The following is a 23810-nucleotide window of genomic DNA, read 5'->3' on the forward strand; positions in this document are numbered from 1 at the left end:
ATTACAACGCATTGAAATAAAAAATGACATATTAAAGAGGTATCTAAAAAAATCCGGTATTAACCATCGATACCGGATTTTTATCATCAAGTTAAATTAATACTATTGCTTTGTCATTTTCAGAGTATCCATTTCTCCAATCTGTTGTTGAGGGTTATTCACCATGGCTTGCAGCACAATAAGAAAATAGTCAATGTGCCGTTCTATGGTCGATTGATCAAACAGGGCCGTGGCATAATTGATCGCCCCGGCAACCACGCCATTCTCCTCAAAAAACGCTATTTCGAGATCACAGTTAATAATATTTAAATCATGAATAACCGATGACACTGTCAGCCCCGGCAGTGTCCAGTGGGGATCTTCATAATCCTGCCAGGCAAACATCACCTGGCACAACGATGTATGGTCTGGCCGGCGTGGCGGCTGCACACTTTCCATCACCTGCTCAAACGGCAAATCCTGATGCGCCTGTGCCGCTAACGTGGTTTGCCGGACTTGTGCCAGCAACTCCGCTACCGTCAAATCACCCGAAACCCTCGTGCGTAACGCCAGTATATTCACGAAGAATCCAATTAATGGCTCCACTTCCTGACGACTGCGGCCAGAACTGGGAGTGCCAACAATAATATCTTCCTGACCGGACAAACGCGATAAGACCACTGTCCAGGCAGACAATAATGTCATAAATAACGTGACATTGTGCTGCGCACTCAAGCGTTTCAGGGCGGCTATTAATTGCGCATCTAAATTGATGGGTAAAACCTGCCCGACAAACGACTGCTCAGACGGGCGTGGCCGATCTGTCGGCAGATTCAGCAGAGCCGGTGCATCAGCCAACGCTGTGCGCCAATAGTCAGCTTGTGCCTGCATACGTTCAGCGGAAAACCACTGCCGCTGCCAGGCTGCATAATCAGGGTACTGGATCGCCAGCGCGGGTAAAGGATCCGGTTGCCCGGACAGAAAAGCCGTATAGAGCGTATTCAGTTCAGCTATCAGCACCTCTTTCACTGACCAGCCATCGGAAATAATATGGTGCTGTGTCAGCAAAAACTGATAATCGTCATCCGCCAGCCGGATAAGCATCGTTCGAACAAGCGGGCCTCGGCTGAGATCAAATGGCGCAGATACCTCCTCAATACGCAAGCGTTCCAATGCTGTTTCGGCATCCGGGCACTCACGCAGGTCATGATGAACCAACGGCAGTCCGCGGTCTGCCGCCAGCAGGCGGACCTGAGGCTGACCGTCAACAGAAACAAAGATCGAGCGCAAGGCTTCATGACGGGCAAATAACACATTCAGTGCCTGTTGCCAGGCTGCGATATCCAGTTGCCCACGCAAATGCCACACGAGCGGCATATGGTAGCGTTCACTGACACCTTTAAATTGAGTCAGGAGCCACAAGCGCTCTTGAACGAATGACAGTGGCAGCACCCCTTCACGGGAGAGAGGCAGAATGGGGGGCAATGTGTTTTGTTGTTCAAACCGGCTATGAAGTTTTTCAGCCAGAGCCGCCAAAGAAGGAGAGCTAAACAGTTCACTCAGTGGCAATGCTATCCCTAAAGCTGCTATTCGGTTCATTACCTGCATTACCAGCAATGAATGGCCGCCCAACGCAATGAAATTATCATGTCGGCTGATCTGTTCAATCCCTAAGACTTCCCGCCAAATCGCTGCCAACGCAATTTCCATTTCCCCCTGTGGGGCTGCATAAATCTGCCGGACAAAGGCGTCGCCATCCGGGGCAGGCAAAGCCCGGCGATCCAGTTTGCCATTCGGAGTCTGCGGGAAACTGTCCAGACAGACAAAGGCCGCCGGCACCATATAATCCGGTAACACCGTGCTCAGGTGGGTACGCAGATTGTTAACCAGCGTTTTATCGGCTTCTGCTATCCCCGTTTCCGCCACGATATAAGCTACCAGCCGTTTACCCTGCCCGTCATCCCGTGCCAGCACGACCGCCTCTTGCACCGCCGGGTGTTCCAGCAAGCGGGTTTCAATTTCCCCCGGTTCAATACGGAAACCGCGAATTTTTACCTGCTGGTCATTACGGCCGAGGAATTCCAGGCTGCCGTCTGGCCGGTAACGGGCCATATCACCGGTGCGGTACATCCGTGCCTTCGGTGCGGGGCTAAAGGGATCGGGAATAAAGCGGGCTTCACTTAAGGCAGGTTGATTCAGATACCCCCGCGCCACTCCCTCACCTCCAATATAGATTTCCCCCACACCACCTAATGGCACTGGTTGTCCGTGGCTGTCCAGCAAGTAAATACGAGTATTGCTGAGCGGCCAGCCGATAGCCCGGTCATCGTCGGGGGAGAAGATTTCTTGACAGGTGGCGGTCACGGTATTTTCTGTCGGACCATAAGCATTTAATAACCGGGGACGGTGAGCCGCCTGGGCAAACCAATCCTGAAGGGCTTTTTTCTGGACAGCCTCGCTACCAATAATCATCAGCCTGAGCACGTCTGGCAGTGGTAATCCTTTGTCCCTGCCCGCCAGTTCAGACCAGAATAACGTGGGCAAGAACAGCACCGTGATACGGTTTTCCCGGACTAATGCAATAAATTCCGGCATAGAAGCCAGCCAGCTATCATCGCGGACCACCAGCGTGGCACCGTGACACAGTGACGAGAAACATTCCTCGACAGCGACATCAAAGGCAAATGCCGCAAACTGCAATACCCGATCCTGTTCCGTCACACCATACAATTCATTCACTGCCAAAGTACGCTGATAAATCGCCTGATGCTCCACCATCACCCCTTTCGGCTTGCCGGTAGAACCCGATGTATAAATCACATAAGCCAGATGCTGCGGCGTTAACACCGGAACCTGTGGGTTGCAGTCCGGTTGATCCGGTGGCACTGTCGGGTCAAGAATGGTAGCCAGTACCTTGTCACCCAATATGGACTGCCCGGCCTTATCCGCTAATATTACCGATGGTGTACTGTCACTCAGAATATAAACCAGACGCTCTGCCGGATAGGTGATATCCAGTGGCACATAAGCCCCACCGGCTTTCAGTACGGCCAAGAGGGACACCACCATGGCCGGTGAGCGTGACACACAAATGGCGACCCGTTGCTCTGGCTCTACCCCTAACTCAATCAACTGATGCGCCAGCCGGTTAGCCCCGGCATTTAATTCAGCGTAACTCAAGCGTTGTCCCTGATACTCCAGTGCCGTGGCCTGCGGGGTTTTCGCTACCTGTTGTTCAAACAGTTGGTGGATACACAATATTTCAGGATAAGTGGTTTCTGCCGCGTTCCAGTTACCTAACAATAAAGTCCGCTCGGCTTGCGGCAGAATATCCAATGCGCGCACTGGCTTAGTTGGTGAGTTCTCCAGCGCATCCGCCAGATTTTCCAGCGCCTGCCGCATATAGCCCCATATCCGCTCCGGCTCAAATGGCAGCACCACACTTGCCGTCAATCCCAATGCGTCACCAAAATCCTCCACCGACAGCCCAAAGGGGTAATTGGTGCGTTCCTTGCCATCTAAAAATTCAATGCCTGCCAGTGTGTCATCCGACAGCGCTGAGAGACTATTATGTTGGTAATTGATGTGCTGATAATTGATGTGCCGGTAATTGAGCAGTGCGCTAAAGAGCGGCGTACCACGTTCAACCCCGCTACATTGCTGCGCCAGCGCCAATGACGCATGTTCATGGACTAATAATCCCGCCAGCCGGCGATGGGCGGTCTGTACGCAGTCCCGAACTGGAGTATCATCCATATCCAACCGCAATGGCAATGTATTGATAAATAACCCCATTCCTCCTTCTGTCCCTTCGCTTCCGGTCATACGCCCAAACAATACGGTGCCGAATACCACTTTTTCCTGTCCACTGGTGCGCGACAATACCTGGGCCCAGGCCAGATGACACAACGCCGCCAGACTCACTCCCTGCTGCCGGGCCTGACGACGCAAACGGTCATTCAATTCCGGCGTTAGCAAGCGGTAAAATTCCCTTTCCTGCGATCCATCCAGATGGACCGCCGCCAGCCCGAACGGCAGTGTTGGTTCTTCCACGTCAGCCAGCATGTCGGTAAAGAAACGGGTATGGGTTGCCTGACTCACGCCCAAGCGGGCCTGTGCTACCAGATTGCGGAACGGTACGGGCGCCGCCAGACTCTGCTCCTGTCCTGTCAGGCAGGTCTGCACTTCACGGTGCATCACCTCCAGCGTTTCATGGTCACCAATCAAATGATGCAGTAATTGCAGAACAATCCAACGACCATCGGCTTCCTGCGCTACTACAAAGTGCAATAACGGGGCTTGGCCTAGATCAAGACGATAATAGCTGGGATCAAAACGACGGCTTAACTGGTCAATCGCCGAGCCATCAGCCGGATCCAGCGTCAGCTCTGTCACTGACAACGAGGCATGACGCCAGACGACCTGCACCGGAACTGATATCCCTTGCCAGATAAACGCGGTGCGTAAGATATCATGCCGCTCAACTATCTGTTGCGTTGCCGCCAGATAACGGTCCAGCAACGCGCGGTTCGCAAATGCCATCTGGACACTTAACAGGTACGGATCCCCTTCGTGTGCCAGTAAATGATGGAACAAAATACCGTCCTGCAACGGCGATAAGGCGTAGATATCCTGAATATTTGCTATCCCCCCTGGGACTTGCCTGACAATGTGGTCAATATCCATCTGGGTTAAATCTGCCAGCGGCAACATGGCCGGAGTCAGTTGCTGCGTTTCGAGGGTAATCATATTCGGTGGGATTTCCAGGGTCTGATGCTGCCCCAATGTTTGCGCCAGTTCGGACAACACCGGCGACCGGAACAATTCCCGCGCTGTCAATGTTAACCCCTGCTGACGCAGGCGCTCAATCATACGTACCGCAAGCAACGAATGCCCGCCCAGTGCAAAGAAGCCGTCATGACGGCTGATTGGCTCAATGCCCAGTAATTCACCCCAAATCGCTGCCAGCGTCATTTCGGTTTTTCCCTGCGGGGCTGCATAGGTTTGCCGGGCAAAGGCGTCACCGTCCGGGGCTGGCAGCGCCCGGCGATCCAGCTTACCGTTCGGCGTCAGTGGAAACGCATCCAAACGTACAAAGGCCGCCGGCACCATATAATCCGGTAAAACCGCGCTCAGATGTATTCTCAGGCTGTTCGCCAACCCCTCCTCTTCTTGTGCAACCACATAAGCCACTAACCATTTCTCTGTTCCATCTCCCAGCGCCAGTACTGCCGCCTCACGCACTGCCGGATACTCTGTCAACCGGGCTTCAATTTCCCCCGGTTCAATCCGAAAGCCGCGGATTTTCACCTGTTGGTCATTACGGCCCAGAAACTCCAGATTACCATCCAGCCGGTAACGGGCTAAGTCCCCGGTGCGGTACATCTTCGCATCCGGGCTACCACTAAATGGATCATGAAGGAAACATTCAGCCGTTAATTCAGGGCGATTTAGGTAACCCTGAGCCACGCCGGCACCGGCAATATAAATTTCTCCGATTACGCCAAGAGGGACAGGCTGTCCAGCAGGATCGAGAAGATAGATGCGGGTATTGGCGATTGGCCGGCCAATTACTGATACTTCCGGTATCCCGGTCTGAGCCTTGTATTCATACCAGGTAGCATCACCATTAATTTCGGATGAACCATAAAAATTTAACAGACGCAGCCAGGGGTAATCTGCCACAACTTGTCGGGCCAGTTCAGGCGCCAGCCGTTCTCCGCTGCAAACCAGCGTCCTGATGGATTTTAACTTATCGCCATGGACTTGAATTAAGTGTTTTAGTAACGAGGGCACCAGCACCAGATAATTGACGTCAAAACGGCGTAAACCATCACAGAAATAATCGAGATCTTTCACTACCTGATCACTGAAAATGACCAGTTTGCCACCGGACAACAATACGCTCAGCATCTCGGTGACGGAATCAACAAAGCTGATGTTGGTTTTCAGTGCCCCCACCAATGGCACCGTTACGATATCGCGAACGAACCATAATAAGCGGTTACACAAGGCGCGATGACTGTTCATTACGCCTTTGGGCAGGCCCGTAGAGCCGGAGGTGTAGATCACATAGGCCAGATGATGTGATGTCAGTCCCAACGCCTGAGCATCTGGGTTATCGGTGGAATGTGACATCAAGAATGCTGTCTGAGCATCAAGTACCACCGTGGGCACCATGTTGGCTAGCCGGTCAACCCATTCGGTTTGGGTTAGTACTACAATGGGGGCGGCATCTTCAAGCATATACACCAGCCGATCGGTCGGATAAGCGGGATCCAGAGGAACGTAGGCCCCACCTGCTTTCAGTATAGCTAATAACCCAATCACCATTGCGGGTGACCTTGACATACAAATCGCGACCCGTTGTTCCGGTTTAACACCCAGTTCAATTAACTGATGGGCTAATTGGTTGGCTTTGGCGTTTAATTCAGCGTAACTGAGGGTCTGAGCTTCACACACTAGGGCAGTAGCATCCGGGTTTTTCGCCACCTGCTGTTCAAACCACTGATGAATACACAATGTGTCAGGATATGGCGTTTCCGTTGCGTTCCAGGTGCTTAACAACTGTGTACGTTCCGCTTGCGGCAGGATGTCCAATGTCCGTACTGGCCTATCCGGGGTGTGCTCCAGCGCGTCTGCCAGACTTTCCAGTGCCTGCTGCATATAGCCGCATACCCGCGCCGGCTCAAACGGTTGCACCACACTCGCCGTCAATCCCAGTGCATCACCAAAATCCTCCACTGACAATACAAAGGGATAGTTGGTGCGTTCTTTGCCATCTAAAAATTCAATGCCTGCCAATGTATTATCTGACGGTGCTGAGGGACTATTGTGCCGGTAATTGAGCAGAGCACTAAAGAGGGGCGTACCGCGTTCAATGCCACTGCACTGTTGTGCCAACACCAGTGACGCATGTTCATGAGCTAATAATCCTGCCAGCCGGCGATGGGCGGCCTGTACGCTGTTCCGAACCGGGGTATCATCCATATCCAGCCGCAACGGTAAGGTATTAATAAACAAGCCCATCCCATTGTCTGCCCCTTCTCCCGCGCTCATACGCCCAAACAGCACGGTGCCGAACACCACTTTTTCCTGTCCACTGGTGCGCGACAATACCTGAGCCCAGGCCAGATGACATAAGGCGGCCAGACTCACTCCATGCTGTCGGGCCTGATGGCGCAAGCGGTCATTCAGTTCCGGCGTTAGCAATCGGTAACACTTCCTTTCCTGCGATCCATCAAGATGGACCTCCGCCAGCCCAAATGGCAGGGTCGGTTCTGTCACTTCCGCTAACATTTCAGTAAAGAAACGGGTGTGGGCTGTCTGACTCACGCCCAACCGGACCTGCGCCACCAGATTGCGGAACGGCACTGGGGCAGCCAGGCTCTCTTCCTGCCCCATCAGGTAAGCCTGCACTTCACGGTGCATCACTTCCAGTGTTTCATGGTCACCAATCAGATGATGCTGTAATTGCAGAACAATCCAACGGTCATCCGCTTCCTGCACCACTACAAAGCGCAATAACGGTGCATGACTCAGATCAAGGCGATATTGATTAATGTTAAAACGTTCATCCAGTTGCCTGCCAACAGGCCCATCGGCCGGGTCCAGTGTAAGCTCCGTCACTGACAAGGGGGCATGACGCCAGACGACCTGCACGGGTGCGGATACACCTTGCCAGATAAAGGCGGTGCGTAAAATATCGTGGCGATCAACCACACGTTGTATCGCTGCCAGATAACGATCCAGCAACGCGCGATCAGCAAACACCATCTGGCCACTCAACAGGTAGGTATCCCCTTCCCGTGCCAGTAAATGGTGGAATAAAATCCCATCCTGCAACGGGGATAAGGCGTAGATATCCTGAATATTCGCTACTCCGCCCGGCACCTGTCCGACAATGTGGTCAATATCCGCCTGGGTTAAATCTGCCAGCGGTAACATCGCCGGAGTCAGTTGCTGCGTATCGGAGGTAATCACATTCGGCGGGACTGCGACGGCCCGATGCCGTCCCAACATTTGCACCAGATCAGACAACACCGGCGCCCGGAATAAATCCCTTGCTGTCAGTGTTAATCCCTGCTGACGCAGGCGCTCAATCATACGCACCGCAAGCAACGAATGCCCGCCCAACGCAAAGAAACTGTCGTGCCGGCTGACTTGCTCAATACCCAGTAATTCTGCCCAAATTACCGCCAATGTGATTTCCATTGGCCCCTGCGGGGCTTCATACGCTTGCCGGGCAAAAGCATCTTCCTCCGGGGCCGGCAGGGCGCGGCGATCTAACTTACCATTCGGGGTTTGTGGAATGCTGTCCAGACGCACAAAGGCGGCCGGCACCATGTAATCCGGTAAAACTGCACTCAGGTGGGTACGCAGGCTGTTTGCCAGCCCTGCATCCGTTTCCGTTTCTGTAACTACATAAGCTACCAGCCGTTTATCCTGCCCTTCTCCCTGCGCCAACACGATTGATTCAAGCACTGCCGGGTGCTCTGCCAATCGAGCTTCAATTTCCCCCGGTTCAATGCGGAAGCCGCGGATTTTCACCTGCTGGTCATTACGGCCCAGAAATTCCAGATTGCCGTCCAGCCGGTAACGCGCTAAATCGCCGGTGCGGTACATCCGCGCATCCGGGGAATCACTGAACGGATCAGCCAGAAAACGTTCGGCGGTTAACTCAGGGCGGTTCAGATAACCCTTTGCTACTCCTGCCCCACCAATATACAGTTCTCCCACGACGCCTAATGGCACAGGCTGACCAAAATTATCCAGTAAATAAAGCCGGGTATTATCTAATGGGCGACCAATTATTGGGTAAGGATGCTCTGGGCCTATATGTGCCAGTGTTGCATCCACTGTGCATTCCGTTGGACCATAGACATTATAGGCAGTCAGTTGTGGGATACCGATTACAGTCTGCCAGGTTTGTGTTGATATGGCTTCACCACCAACCAGTAGTACTAAAGCTTTTTTATGCTGACATATGCCCGCAGCCAATAACATCTCTAATTGCATTGGCGTACAATCCAATACGTCAAGGTCAGCCTTAATGAGAAATTGTAATAAGGCTGCTCCATCAACTCGCACGTCTAGTGGCACAATGACCAGTGTATAGCCATTCAAGAGACTTAATAAATTTTGCAGTGATGCATCAAATGAAATACTGGCGTTCAGACTAACCCGGTAAGGTGCAGATGAATTGGTAAAAACACGCTTTGTCAGTGCTGCATATAAATTCACCAAAGAACCATGTTCTACCATCACCCCTTTTGGCCGACCCGTCGAGCCGGACGTATACATCACATACGCCAGACAGCGTGAAGACAATACCGGTATCTGTGGGTTACTATCTGGCTGTTCAAATAAGATATTGGGATCAAGTACCCTTCGTCCTGCCAATGCTTGCTCACCCAAGGCTGTCCGGCCAGTATTATCGGTCAGCACTATCGCCGGCTCAGCATCCCTCAGATTATCAGCCAGGCGTTCTCCCGGATAAGCCGGGTCCAGCGGCACATAAGCGCTTCCTGTTTTTAAGACAGCCAGCAACCCAACCACCATGGCCGGTGAACGTGCCACGCAAATAGCAACCCGTTGCCCCGGCTCCACACCCAGAGCCATTAACTGATGCGCCAGCCGGTTAGCCTGGGTATTTAATTCCGCATAACTGAGCGTCTGGTTTTCATAGACCAGAGCAATGGCTTGTGGCGTTTTCGCCGCCTGCTGTTCAAACAACTGGTGGATACACAATGTCTCAGGATAAGCGGTTTCCGTCTTGTTCCAGGTTTTTAATAACCGTGTACGTTCCGCTCGTGGCAAGATGTCCAACTGTCGTACCGGGGTTTCCGGGGCTTGTTCCAGGGCGTCCATCAGACTTTCCAGCGCCTGCTGCATATAACTGCATATCCGTTCTGGCTCAAATGGCTGCACTATTTGTGCTGTCAGGCCCAATGCTTCGCCAAAATCCTCCACTGATAATGTTAACGGGTAGTTGGTCCGCTCCTGACCGTCTAATAACTCAATCCCCTCCAGCGTATTATCCAACTGGTTCGATTGATCATTGTGCCGATAATTTAACAGAGCACTAAAAAGGGGCGTACCGCGCTCAACACCGCTACACTGCTGCGCCAGCGCCAGTGACGCGTGCTCATGGGTTAACAATCCCGCCAGCCGGCGATGGGTGGCCTGTACACTGTCCTGTACCGAAGTGTTATCCATATCCAGCCGCAACGGCAGGGTATTGATAAATAACCCCATCCCACTGTCTGCTCCTTCACCGCCGGTCATGCGCCCAAACAGCACGGTGCCGAACACCACTTTTTCCTGTCCACTGGTGCGTGACAACACCTGAGCCCAGGCCAGATGACACAACGCCGCCAGACTCACCCCTTGCTGCCGGGCCTGATGACGCAAGCGGTCATTCAGTTCCGGCGTCAGCAGCCGGTGGGACTGCGTCACCTGTGTGCCATCACGATACACCTCCGCCAGCCCAAACGGCAGTGTCGGCTCTTCCACCTCGGCTAACATCTCGGTAAAGAAACGCGTATGGGCTGCCTGACTGACGCCCAACCGGACCTGCGCCACCAGATTACGGAATGGCACGGGCGCAGCCAGACTCGCCTCTTGCCCCGTCAGACAGGCCTGCACTTCACGGTACATCACTTCCAGCGTTTCATGGTCGCCAATCAGGTGATGCAGTAATTGCAGGACAATCCAACGGCCATCTATTTCCTGCGCCACCACAAAGCGCAATAACGGCGCGTCACTCAAGTCAAAACGATAATGACTGGCGTTAAAACGGGCCGCCAGTTGACTGCTGACAGGCCCCTCTGCCGGGTCCAGTGTGAGTTCAGTGACTGATAAAGCAGCATGACGCCAGACGACCTGCACGGGCACGGACACCCCTTGCCAGATAAAGGCGGTGCGTAAAATATCGTGCCGGTCGACGATCCGTTGCATCGCCGCCAGATAACGATCCAGCAAGGTCCGGTCAGCAAACGCCATCTGGCCACTCAACAGGTACGGATCCCCTTCATGTGCCAGTAAATGGTGGAACAAAATACCGTCCTGCAATGGCGATAAGGCATAAATATCCTGAATATTCGCCACGCCGCCCGGCACTTGTCCGATAATGTGGTCAATATCCGCCTGGGTTAAATCCACCAGTGGTAACATGGCCGGAGTCAGTTGCTGCGTATCGGGGGTAATCACATTCGGCGGAATTTCGATGGCCTGATGCTGCCCCACTGTTTGTGCCAGCTCGGACAATACCGGCGACCGGAACAACTCCCGTACCGTCAGTGCCAACTCCTGCTGACGCAGGCGCTCAATCATGCGCACCGCAAGCAACGAATGCCCCCCCAACGCAAAGAAGCTGTCATGGCGGCTGACCTGCTCAATGCCCAGTAATTCACGCCAAATCACTGCCAGCGTCATTTCGGTTTCTCCCTGCGGGGCTGCATACGCCTGCCGGGCAAAGGCGTCTGCATCCGGTATCGGTAATGCCCGATGATCCAGTTTACCGTTTAGCGTTAAAGGAAACGCCTCCAGACGCACAAAAGCCGCCGGCACCATATAATCCGGTAATACCGCGCTCAGATGCGTTCTCAGGCTGTTTGCCAGTTCCTTCTCCTCTTGCGCGACCACATAAGCCACCAGCCATTTTTCGTCGCCATCACCCAGTGCCAGTACGGCCGCCTCACGCACCGCCGGATGCTCTGTCAGCCGGGTTTCTATTTCCCCCGGTTCAATGCGGAAACCGCGAATTTTCATCTGCTGGTCGTTACGGCCGAGGAATTCCAGATTGCCGTCCGGGCGGTAACGCGCCAAATCCCCGGTGCGGTACAGGCGCGCATCCGGGGTATCATTAAACGGATCGATAAGGAACCGTTCCGCCGTTAACTCAGGCCGGTTCAGATAGCCACAGGCTACCCCGTCTCCCCCCACATAAATCTCACCGACCGCCCCTAACGGTACGGGCCGGCCCTCACTATCCAGCAGATAAACACGGGTATTGGCGATGGGCCGGCCAATGGGGAGCCGGATCATACCCTCTTCCAGAGACTCAATAGGATACATTGTTGTAAAGGTGGTGCCTTCTGTCGGGCCATAAGCCTGCAAAAGTTGTTGCGGCGGACGATATTTCAGCACTTGAGCAATCAGCGGTAAGTCGGGGATATCACCGCCAAAAATCAGCGTCTTTATCTGCGGCAGCACTGGAGACAACTCTACTACCAGCCGGTTAAACAGCCCGATAGTCAGCCATAAGATCGTAATACGGTGGGTCTGTAAAGCCCGGACTAACTCCGCCGACGTCAATAAAGTAGTGTGATCAATGACTACTAATGCCCCTCCGTTGAGCAACGGCGCCCAGACCTCAAAAGTACTGGCATCAAACGCCGGGTTCGCCGTAAAAGCCACCCGATCATCTTGCTCAATGGCCGCATAACCATTATTGATGACCAGCCGAACCACAGCACGGTGTGGCACCAGCACCCCTTTGGGTGTGCCGGTGGAGCCAGAGGTGTACATGATATAGGCTAATTCGGTGCTGGCACACGGTAAATCAGGGTTAATACTATTTTGCTCACTGACCGTCTTATCTTCATCGGAAAAACGAAGCAGCGGTACAATCAGGTTAGCCGGGATCGCTGTCTGTTTATCGGTAAGTAACAATTTGGCAGTACAGTCATTGATCAGCCAGTTTTTGCGCTCATCTGGCATCCTGGGATCCAGAGGGACGTAAACGGCCCCGGCTTTAAGCACGGCCAGTTGCGCCACGACCAGCATGATGGAGCGCTCAAACAGCAGCACAATATGATCGCCGGAGCAAACGCCCCGTTCGATTAACTGATGAGCCAACTGATTCGCCTGTGTATTCAGCTCACTGTAGTTCAGGACCTTATCGCCCGCTATCAGGGCTGTCGCTTGCGGCGTTTTTACCACCTGCTGTTCAAACAATTGATGAATACACAAGGCCGCAGGATAAGGCGTTTCCGTTGTGTTCCAGGTAGTTAATAATAAAGTCCGCTCCGCTTGTGGCAAGATATCCAATGCCCGTACCGGGGTTTCCGGCGCCTGTTCCAGCGCCTCCACCAGACTTTCCAGTGCCTGCTGCATATAACTGCATATCCGTTCTGGCTCAAATGGCTGCACTATTTGTGCTGTCAGGCCCAGAGCTTCGCCAAAATCCTCCACTGACAGCACAACGGGGTAGTTGGTCCGCTCTTGTCCATCTAATAACTCAATCCCCTTCAGCGTATTATCCAACTGGTTCGATTGATCATTGTGCCGATAATTTAACAGGGCACTAAAAAGGGGCGTACCGCGTTCAACACCGCTACACTGCTGCGCCAGCGCCAGTGACGCATGTTCATGGATTAACAATCCCGCCAGCCGGCGATGGGTGGCCTGTACACTGTCTTGTACCGGTGTGTCATCCATATCCAGCCGTAACGGCAGGGTATTGATAAACAAACCCATTCCTCCCTCTGTCCCTTCGCTGCCGGCCATGCGCCCAAACAGCACGGTGCCGAACACCACCTTTTCCTGTCCACTGGTGCGCGACAATACCTGGGCCCAGGCCAGATGACACAACGCCGCCAGACTCACCCCTTGCTGCCGGGCCTGATGACGCAAGCGGTCATTCAGTTCCGGCGTCAGCAGCCGGTGGGACTGCGTCACCTGTGTGCCATCACGATGGACCTCCGCCAGCCCAAACGGCAGCGTCGGCTCTTCTACCTCGGCTAACATCTCGGTAAAAAAACGCGTATGGGCTGCCTGACTGACGCCCAACCGAACCTGCGCCACCAGATTGCGGAACGGCACTGGGGCAGCCAGGTTTTCTTCCTGCCCCGTCAGGTAAGCCTGCACTTCACGGTGCATCACTTCCAGTGTTTCATGGTCGCCAATCAGGTGATGCAGTAGTTGCAGGGCAATCCAACGGCCATCCGCTTCCTGCGCCACCACAAAGCGCAATAACGGCGCGCCGCTCAGGTCAAGACGATAATGACTGATGTTAAAACGGGCCGCCAATTGGCGGCTCACTGGTCCCTCTGCCGGGTCCAGTGTGAGTTCAGTGACTGATAAGGCAGCATGACGCCAGACGACCTGCACGGGCGCGGATATGTTTTGCCAGATAAAGGCGGTACGTAAAATATCGTGGCGGTCAACCACTCGTTGCATTGCCGCCAGATAACAATCCAGCAAGGTCCGGTCAGCAAATGCCATCTGGCTATTCAACAGGTACGTATCCCCTTCGTGTGCCAGTAAATGATGGAACAAAATTCCATCCTGTAACGGCGATAAGGCATAAATATCCTGAATATTCGCCACGCCGCCCGGCACTTGTCCGACAATGTGGTCAATATCCGCCTGGGTTAACTCTGCCAGCGGCAACATGTCCGGGGTCAGTTGTTGCGTATCGGGGGTAATGACATTCGGCGGAATGTCGATGGCCTGATGCTGCCCCACTGTTTGTGCCAGATCGGACAATACCGGCGACCGGAACAACTCTCGCGCAGTCAGGGCCAATCCCTGCTGACGCAGGCGCTCAATCATGCGCACCGCCAGCAGAGAGTGCCCCCCCAACGCAAAGAAGCTGTCATGGCGGCTGACCCGCTGCATATCCAGTAATTCACCCCAAATCGCCGCCAGTATCATTTCGGTTTCTCCCTGCGGGGCTGCATACGCCTGCCGGACAAAGGCCTCTCCATCCGGGGCCGGCAATGCCCGGCGATCCAGCTTACCGTTGGGTGTCAAAGGAAACGCCTCCAGACGCACAAAAGCGGCCGGCACCATATAATCCGGTAATACCGCGCTCAAATGCGTTCTCAGGCTGTTTGCCAGTTCCTTCTCCTCTTGCGCAATCACATAAGCCACCAGCCATTTTTCGGCGCCATCACCCAGTGTCAGTACGGCCGCCTCACGCACTGCCGGATACTCGGCCAGCCGGGTTTCAATTTCCCCCGGTTCAATACGGAAACCGCGAATTTTCACCTGCTGGTCGTTACGGCCGAGGAATTCCAGATTGCCGTCCGGGCGGTAACGCGCCAAATCCCCGGTCCGGTACAGGCGCGCATCCGGGGTATCATTAAACGGATCGATAAGGAACCGTTCTGCCGTTAATTCAGGCCGGTTCAGATAGCCACAGGCTACCCCGTCTCCCCCCACATAAATCTCACCGACCGCCCCCAACGGTACGGGCTGACCATGACTATCCAGCAAATAAACCCGCGTATTGGCGATGGGCCGGCCAATGGGGAGCCGGATCATACCTTCTTCCAGCACCTCAATAGGATATATCGTGGTAAAGGTGGTGCCTTCCGTCGGACCATAGGCCTGCAACAGTTGTTGCGGTGGACGATGTTTCAGCATTTGGGCAATCACTGATAAATCGGGGATATCGCCGCCAAAAATCAATGTTTTTATCTGCGGCAGCGCCGGGGATAGCTCTGCCGCCAGCCGGTTAAACAGCCCGATGGTCAGCCACAAGATCGTAATACGGTGGGTCTGTAAAACCCGGACTAACTCTGCCGGCGTCAATAAAGTGGTGTGATCAATCACCACCAGCGCGCCGCCGTTAAGTAACGGCGCCCAGACTTCAAAGGTGCTGGCATCAAACGCCGGGTTCGCGGTAAAGGCCACCCGGTCAGCCGGTTCGATGGCCGCATAACCATTATTGATGACCAGCCGAACCACGGCACGGTGTGACACCAGCACGCCTTTTGGTATCCCGGTCGAACCAGAGGTGTACATGATATAGGCTAAATCCGTACTGATACGCGGCAAATCAGGGTTAACGCGCTGTTGCTCACTGTTTGTATTGCTCTCATCAGCAAGACGCAGCAGCGGCACCGCCAGATCAGCCGGAATATCTGCCTGTGTATCGGTGAGTAACAATTTGGCGGCACAGTCATTGATCAACCCGTTTTTCCGCTCATCCGGCACACTGGGATCCAGAGGGACGTAAACGGCCCCCGCTTTAAGCACGGCCAGTTGCGCCACCACCAGCATGATGGAACGCTCGAACATCAGCCCAATCGGATCGCCGGGGCAAACACCCCGTTCGATTAGCTGATGAGCCAATTGATTTGCCCATGTATTCAGTTCACTGTAGTTCAGGGTCTTATCGCCCGCTATCAGGGCTGTCGCCTGTGGCGTTTTCTCTACCTGCTGTTCAAAGCATTGATGAATACACAAGGTGTCAGGATATGGCATTTCCGTCGCGTTCCAGGTTTCCAGCAATAATCGGCGCTCTGCCGGCGACAGCATTTCAATTTTCCCGATCTGTTGTTGATAATCAGTCACCATCGCTTGCAGCACCGCGTGCAGGTAACCAATGTGTCGTTCAACAGTCGGCTGATTAAACAGTACGGTTGAATAACCGAGATAACCCACAATCCTGCCGGCTTCCTCTGACAAGTTCAGTTCGAGATCAAATTTGACAATATCGAATGCTTGCTCAGCCGGTGACACGACCAGCCCCGGCAATGTCCAGTCTGTGTACTCATTGTTCTGCCAGGCAAACATGACCTGAAACAGCGGCGTATGGGCCAACTGACGCGGCGGTTGCACAATTTCCACCACCTGCTCAAACGGCAAATCCTGATGCGCCTGTGCCGCTAACGCAGTTTGCCGGACTTGTGCCAGTAATTCCGCTACCGTCAACTCACCCGAAACGCCCATGCGCAACGCCAGCGTATTGACAAAAAAGCCAATCAAGGGTTCCACTTCCTGACGATTACGGCCGGCACTGGGGATCCCAATCACAATATCCGTTTGGCCGGATAACCGTGATAAGACTACCGTCCAGGCGGACAATAGCGTCATAAATAAGGTGACACCGTGCTGCGCACTCAGGCGTTTCAGGGCCACCGTTAATTCCGCATCTAAATTGATGGGCAAAGCCTGCCCGGCAAACGACTGCTCAGGCGGACGGGGACGATCTGTGGGTAACTCCAGCAGCACCGGGGCGTCAGCCAATACTGTACGCCAATAGTCAGACTGCGTCTGAATACGCTCAGCGGAGAGCCACTGCCCTTGCCAGACCGCATAATCAGGATACTGGATTGCCAGTGGCGGCAAAGGATCCGGCTGCCCGGCCAGAAAAGCCGTATAGAGTGTGTTCAATTCATGTACCAACACATTGACCGACCAGCCATCGGATACAATATGATGTTGAGTCAGCAAAAACTGATAGTCGCTATCGGTAAGCTGGATAAGCATCGCCCGGATAAGCGGCCCCCGATTGAGCTCAAAGGGTGCTGACATTGCTTCCGCGCACAGCCGTTCCAGTGCGGCTTCGGCATCCGGGTGTCCACGCAGATCATGCTGAACCCAGGGTAACCCGTGATCCGCTGCCAGCAGGCGGATTTGAGGCTGACCATCAACGGAAACAAAGACCGAGCGCAGCGCTTCATGGCGGGCAAATAATGCATTCAGGGCCTGCTGCCAAACTGCGATATTCAGTTCACCCCGTAAACGTAACGCCATGGGGATATGATACGTTTCACTGACGCCTTCAAACTGAGTCAGGAACCACAAACGCTGTTGTGCAAATGACAATGGCAATGGCAATATCCCCTCACGGGAGACGGGCATAATGGCCGGCACGACATGATCTTGTTTATCAATTCGCGCCTGCACCGTCTCAGCCAGGGCCGCCAAAGAAGGCGTGCTAAACAGCACAGGCAACGGCAATTCGACCCCTAGCACCGCTATTCGGTTCATCATCCGCACCACCAGCAGTGAATGACCGCCCAGGGCAAAGAAATTATCATGCCGGCTGATCGATTCAATGCCTAAGATTTCCCGCCAAATCGCTGCCAGCGTGTTTTCTGTTTCTCCCTGCGGAGCTTCATAGATTTGCCGGGCAAAGGCCTCTCTGTCCGGGGCCGGCAGCGCCCGGCGATCCAGCTTACCGTTGGGTGTCAAAGGAAACGCCTCCAGACGCACAAAAGCCGCCGGCACCATATAATCCGGTAAAGCTGCGCTCAGATGCGTTCTCAGGCTGTTTGCCAGCCCCTCATCCGTTCCCGCTGCCTTCGTTTCTGTGCCCCCCGTTTCTGTGACAACATAGGCCACCAGGCGCTTATCCTGCCCTTCTCCCTGCACCAACACCACCGATTCACGCACCATGGGGTGACCAGCCAGCCGGGCTTCTATTTCCCCCGGTTCAATGCGGAAGCCGCGAATTTTCACCTGCTGGTCATTACGGCCGAGGAATTCCAGATGACCGTCCGGTCGGTAACGCGCCAAATCCCCGGTGCGGTACATGCGTGCATCCGGGCTATCACTGAACGGATCAGCTAAGAAGCGTTCAACCGACAGTTCCGGGCGATTAAGGTAACCCCGCGCGACACCCGCACCACCGATGTATAACTCCCCCACTGCTCCCAATGGGACCGGTTGACCATGAATATCCAGGAGATAAAGGCAAGTATTAGCAATAGGGCGCCCAATAGAAACCACTGTCTCTGTATAATCTGACGGACAACGCCAGACTGTGGCACATATTGTGATTTCTGTTGGGCCATAAGCATTGAACAGTATTGTCCGGCTGCTGAGTGCCTGGAGCAAAGCCGCATTAGGCGCTTCACCAGCCAGTACCAATGTTGGCCTTATTGCTATCTCCGGTAAGTCGGTTCCTTCTCTTAGCAGGGCGGGTGGGAGGCAGGCGTGCGTCACCGCCTGCTCTTCCAGATAATACCAGAGACGACGCAGATCCTGACGAATCGTGTCGGCAGGAAGAGCCAGACTGGCGCCACTACTCAGCGCTATCATTATTTCCCAAACACTGGCATCAAAACCCAATGAAGCAAACTGCAATATCCGGCTAGATCCATTAACTTTAAATCGGGCGATTTGAGCCAAAGCCAGATTGACTACTCCCCTATGCTCTACCATGACCCCTTTTGGGGTGCCGGTCGAACCGGAAGTATAAATCACATAGGCCAGATGATGTGAAGTCAATGCCGGTATTTGCGGATTACTATCCGGCTGGTCAAACCTAGTATTCGGGTCAAGTACTGTCCGTTCTGCCAGTGCGGGCTCACCCAATGCTGTCCGGCCAGTATTATCCGCCAGCACAAGAACCGGCGACGCATCCTTCAGAATATGGGCCAGACGCTCTCCCGGATAAGCCGGGTCCAACGGTACATAAGCTCCACCGGCTTTTAAGACAGCCAACAATGCGACCACCATGGCTGATGAGCGTGACACGCAAATGGCAACCCGTTGCTCAGGCGCTACGCCTAATGTCATTAACTGATGCGCCAGCCGATTAGCCCGGGCATTTAATTCCGCATAACTAAGTGTCTGGTTTTCATAGAGCAGCGCGGTGGCCTGTGGCGTTTTCGCCGCCTGCTGTTCAAACAACTGGTGGATACACAACGCCGCAGGATAAGCGGTTTCCGTCCTGTTCCAGGTTTTTAATAACAGCGTGCGTTCTGTTTTCGGTAAGATGTCCAACTGCCGTACCTGGGTTTCCGGCGCCTGTTCCAACGCGTCCACCAGACTTTCCAGTGCCTGCTGCATATAGCCGCATATCCGCGCCGGCTCAAACGGTTGCACGACCTGCGCCGTCAAGCCCAGAGCGTCACCAAAATCTTCCACTGACAGTGCAAAAGGGTAGTTGGTCCGTTCCTGTTCACCAACAAACTCAATCCCGCTGACCAGTTCACCAGACATACCCAATAAAACATTATGGCGGTAATTCAGCAAAGCACTAAAGAGGGGCGTACCACGGTCAACACCGCTGCACTGTTGAGCCAGCACCAGTGACGCATGCTCATGGGCTAATAATCCCGCCAGCCGGTGATGGGTGGTTTGCACACTGTCCCGTACCGGGGTGTTATCCATATCCAGCCGCAACGGCAGGGTATTGATAAACAGTCCCATCCCACTGTCTGCCCCTTCTCCCGCAGCCATGCGCCCAAACAGTACCGTGCCGAATACCACTTTTTCTTGTCCGCTGGTGCGTGATAACACCTGAGCCCACGCCAGATGACACAAGGCCGCCAGACTGACGCCTAATTGCCGGGCCTGACTACGCAGGCGGTCATTCAGTTCAGGCGTTAACATTTGGTGAGATTCCGTTACCTGTGAACCATCGCGATGTACCTCTGTCAAACCAAACGGCAGTGTCGGCTCTTTCACCTCGGCTAACATCTCAGAAAAGAAACGGGTATGGACTGCCTGGTTTTCTCTCAACCATGACTGGGCCACCAGATTGCGAAACGGCATCGGTACAGGCAGATTTTCCTCTTGCCCTGTCAGGTATAACTGTACTTCACGGTGCATCATTTCCAGTGCTTCATGGTCACCAATCAGGTGATGGTGCAATTCCAGTAAGAACCAGCGACCATCCGTTTCCTGCGCTACGACAAAATGCAGGAGCGGAGCTTGCCCCAAGTCGAGACGATAGTGGCGCAGATCAAAATGCCGGTTTAACTGATCAATGACTGGGCCATCAGCCGGATCCAGCGTCAACTCGGTCACTGATAAGGCAGCATGACGCCAGACGACCTGTACTGGCACGGATATGTTTTGCCAGATAAAGGCGGTACGTAAGATATCGTGTCGCTCAATGATCCGTTGCATCGCTGTCAGATAACGATCCAATAAAGACCGATCAGCAAAAATCATCTGGACGGTCAACAGATACGGATCGCCTTTCCGTGCCAATAAATGGTGGAACAAAATACCATCCTGCAAAGGTGATAAGGCGTAGATATCCTGAATATTCGCCACGCCGCCCGGTACTTGTTCAACAATATGGTCAATATCTGCCTGGGTTAAATCCACTAACGGCAACATGGCTGGTGTCAGTTGCTGTGTTGCGGGAGTAATCACATTGGGCGGGATTTCGATGGTCTGATGCTGCCCCAACCTTTTCGCCAGTTCGGATAACACCGGCGACTGGAATAAATCACTCGCTGTCAGTGCCAATCCCTGCTGATGCAGATGACCAATCATATGTACAGCGAGTAATGAATCCCCCCCCAACGCGAAGAAGTTGTCATGGCGGCTGATCTGTTCCATGCCCAGTAATTCACCCCAAATCGCTGCCAGTGCTATTTCAGTTTCCCCCTGCGGGGTTTCATAGATCTGCCGGGCAAATGCCTCACTGTCCGGTACTGGCAGTGCCCGACGATCCAGTTTACCGTTCGGCGTCAACGGAAACGCGTCCAGACGCACGAAGGCCACCGGCACCATATAATCCGGTAAAACCGCACTCAGATGGGTACGCAGGCTGTTAACCAATTCTTCATCCATATCTGCCACGACATAGGCCACCAGCCGTTTGTCCATTCCATCACCCAGCGCCTGTACGGCCGCCTCACGCACTGCCGGATACTCAGCCAACCGGGCCTCAATTTCCCCCGGCTCAATACGGAAACCACGAATTTTCACCTGCTGGTCGTTACGGCCCAGAAACTCCAGATTACCGTCTGGGCGGTAACGCGCTAAATCCCCGGTGCGGTACAAACGCGCATCAGGGTTATCACTGAACGGGTCGATGAGGAAACGTTGCGCTGTTAATTCAGGTCGGTTCAGATAGCCACAGGCTACCCCGTCCCCCCCCACATAAATCTCACCAATCGCCCCCAACGGTACGGGCTGACCATCACTATCCAGCAGGTAAATCCGTGTATTGGCGATGGGCCGGCCAATGGGAAGCCGGATCATACCTTCTTCCAGCACCTCAATAGGATATATTGTTGTAAAGGTAGTGCCTTCCGTCGGGCCATAAGCCTGCAAAAGTTGTTGCGGCGGACGATGTTTCAGAACCTGAGCAATTACCGATAAATCGGGGATATCACCGCCGAAAATCACTGTTTTTATCTGCGGCAGCACCACGGACAACTCTAGCGCCAGCCGGTTAAACAGCCCGATGGTCAACCAAAGAACTGTGATATGGTGGGTCTGTAAAACCCGGACTAACTCTACCGGCGTCAATAAGGTGGTGTGATCAATCACTACCAACGCCCCTCCGTTAAGCAACGGTGCCCAGACTTCAAAGGTGCTGGCATCAAAAGCCGGGTTCGCGGTAAAAGCCACACGATCATCCGGTTCAATGGCCGCATAGCCATTATTGATAACCAACCGGACCACAGCACGGTGTGGCACCAGTACTCCTTTCGGGGTGCCCGTCGAGCCGGAGGTGTACATGATATAGGCTAATTCGGTGCTGGCACGCGGCAAATCAGGATTAACGCTCTGTTGCTCACTGCTTGTATTGCTCCCATCGGAAAGACGAAGCAGCGGTACAACTAAGTCAGTCGGGATCGCTGTCTGTGTATCAGTGAGTAACAATTTGGCGGCACAGTCATTGATCAGCCAATTTTTCCGTTTATCCGGTACAGTAGGATCAAGGGGAACGTAAACCGCACCAGCTTTAAGCACCGCCAGTTGAGCCACCACCAGCATGATAGAGCGTTCGAACAGAAGCACAACATGATCGCCGGGACAAACGCCTTGTTTGATAAGCTGGTGAGCCAGTTGATTCGCTCGTGTATTCAGCGCTTGATAACTCAGGTGTTTATCACCCACTATCAGAGCTGTTGCCTGTGGAGTCTTCTCCGCTTGTTGCTCAAATACCTGATGAATACATGACTGATCCGGATAGGTAGTTTCTGTGGCGTTCCAGGTTTCTAATAACAATGTCCGTTCCGCCTCCGGCAACAAATTAAGCTGCCCAAGGGGGATATCATCACTTCTTCCTTTTGATAACAGCAACATTTGTAAATGATCATCCATGCGCGCAATCACTTCCCCGCTCAGGCGATTTTCATCATAAATCCAACGGAAACCACCTTGCTCATTTATCTGAAATGTCAGCAATTCCCCCGACGCCTGTTGATCACACGGTCTGCCATCCTGTATTACCGAAACAGTGACAGGCCACGGATAATAAGTGTTTAATTCAGGAATGGCATGCAGTGAAAGTAAATGGGAAAGGTGGTCACGACTGAATGTCTGATGTTGCGCCAGTCGGGCAAGTTCATCATCAACCGCGTCAGCTATCCTTCGCCATGGCTTATCCCGTGCTACTTCAATGTTCATGGGCACCACTGAAGCCAGATTTGTCCGGTTATCATTTAATACAGCACTCCAGCCGATTTGGCATGCAGATTGCTGAGACAGGCGCGCAAGATAGATAACAAATGCCTGCAACACTATTCGCCATGGTGCCTCTTGACCCTTTTGGAGAGACGGGGACTGCCAATGGCTGATTGCCCAACGGGGTTCTACAATCTTATGGGGAATGTCGAAAGGTAACTGGAGGGGGTGTAAAGCGATAAGACGCTGATACCAAAATAATTCACTGGGTGTGAGTAATTGCAGGGTATTTATTCCAGAAAGTGCTTCACCATTAAGACTATTTCCCGTTGTAGCCATGTTATCTTTCATTTATTACCTCATCTCAACGAATCTGTTAGTTGTTTGAAAATGATCAATCTGTTGGATCATCAAAAATATTTTTTCTTGCTTTTTGTTTTATTCATTTGACTGGAGAGAAATATAACTCATGCATAAAACGTTGTTCAGGATATTTAGTTGGTATTTTCTATCAGGTTTTTAAATTCCATAGTTTAATTTCTGATTAATAAACATTAATGCCATAACAATTTATCTAACAATGGAATAAATAATTAACTTGGTAAATCAGAATGAAATATTCTGTCTTCACTTTTATTTTTTTAGATGAACTTATTCATTTTTTATTGACTACAATTAACAACCTAATAAATAAAAAATATCTTATCTTAAGAATAATTCCATTTGAAATTATTTTATAAATACAATTGCATTTATAGTGATGATTA

General features: G+C 53.0%; 1 protein-coding gene. It reads right to left on the reverse strand.

All coding sequences use genetic code 11. The features are described from left to right. Nucleotides 1–102 precede the first annotated feature (102 nt). Nucleotides 103–23394, reverse strand: a complete 23292-nt coding sequence (locus ABLA85_RS11530; RefSeq protein ID WP_367964229.1) for a non-ribosomal peptide synthase/polyketide synthase — start codon at nt 23392–23394, stop codon at nt 103–105. Between the last annotated feature and the right edge of the window lie 416 nt (nt 23395–23810).

Origin of the sequence: Xenorhabdus sp. SGI246 (assembly GCF_040838225.1) — a bacterium.
In the GTDB taxonomy this organism is placed as follows: domain Bacteria; phylum Pseudomonadota; class Gammaproteobacteria; order Enterobacterales; family Enterobacteriaceae; genus Xenorhabdus; species Xenorhabdus indica.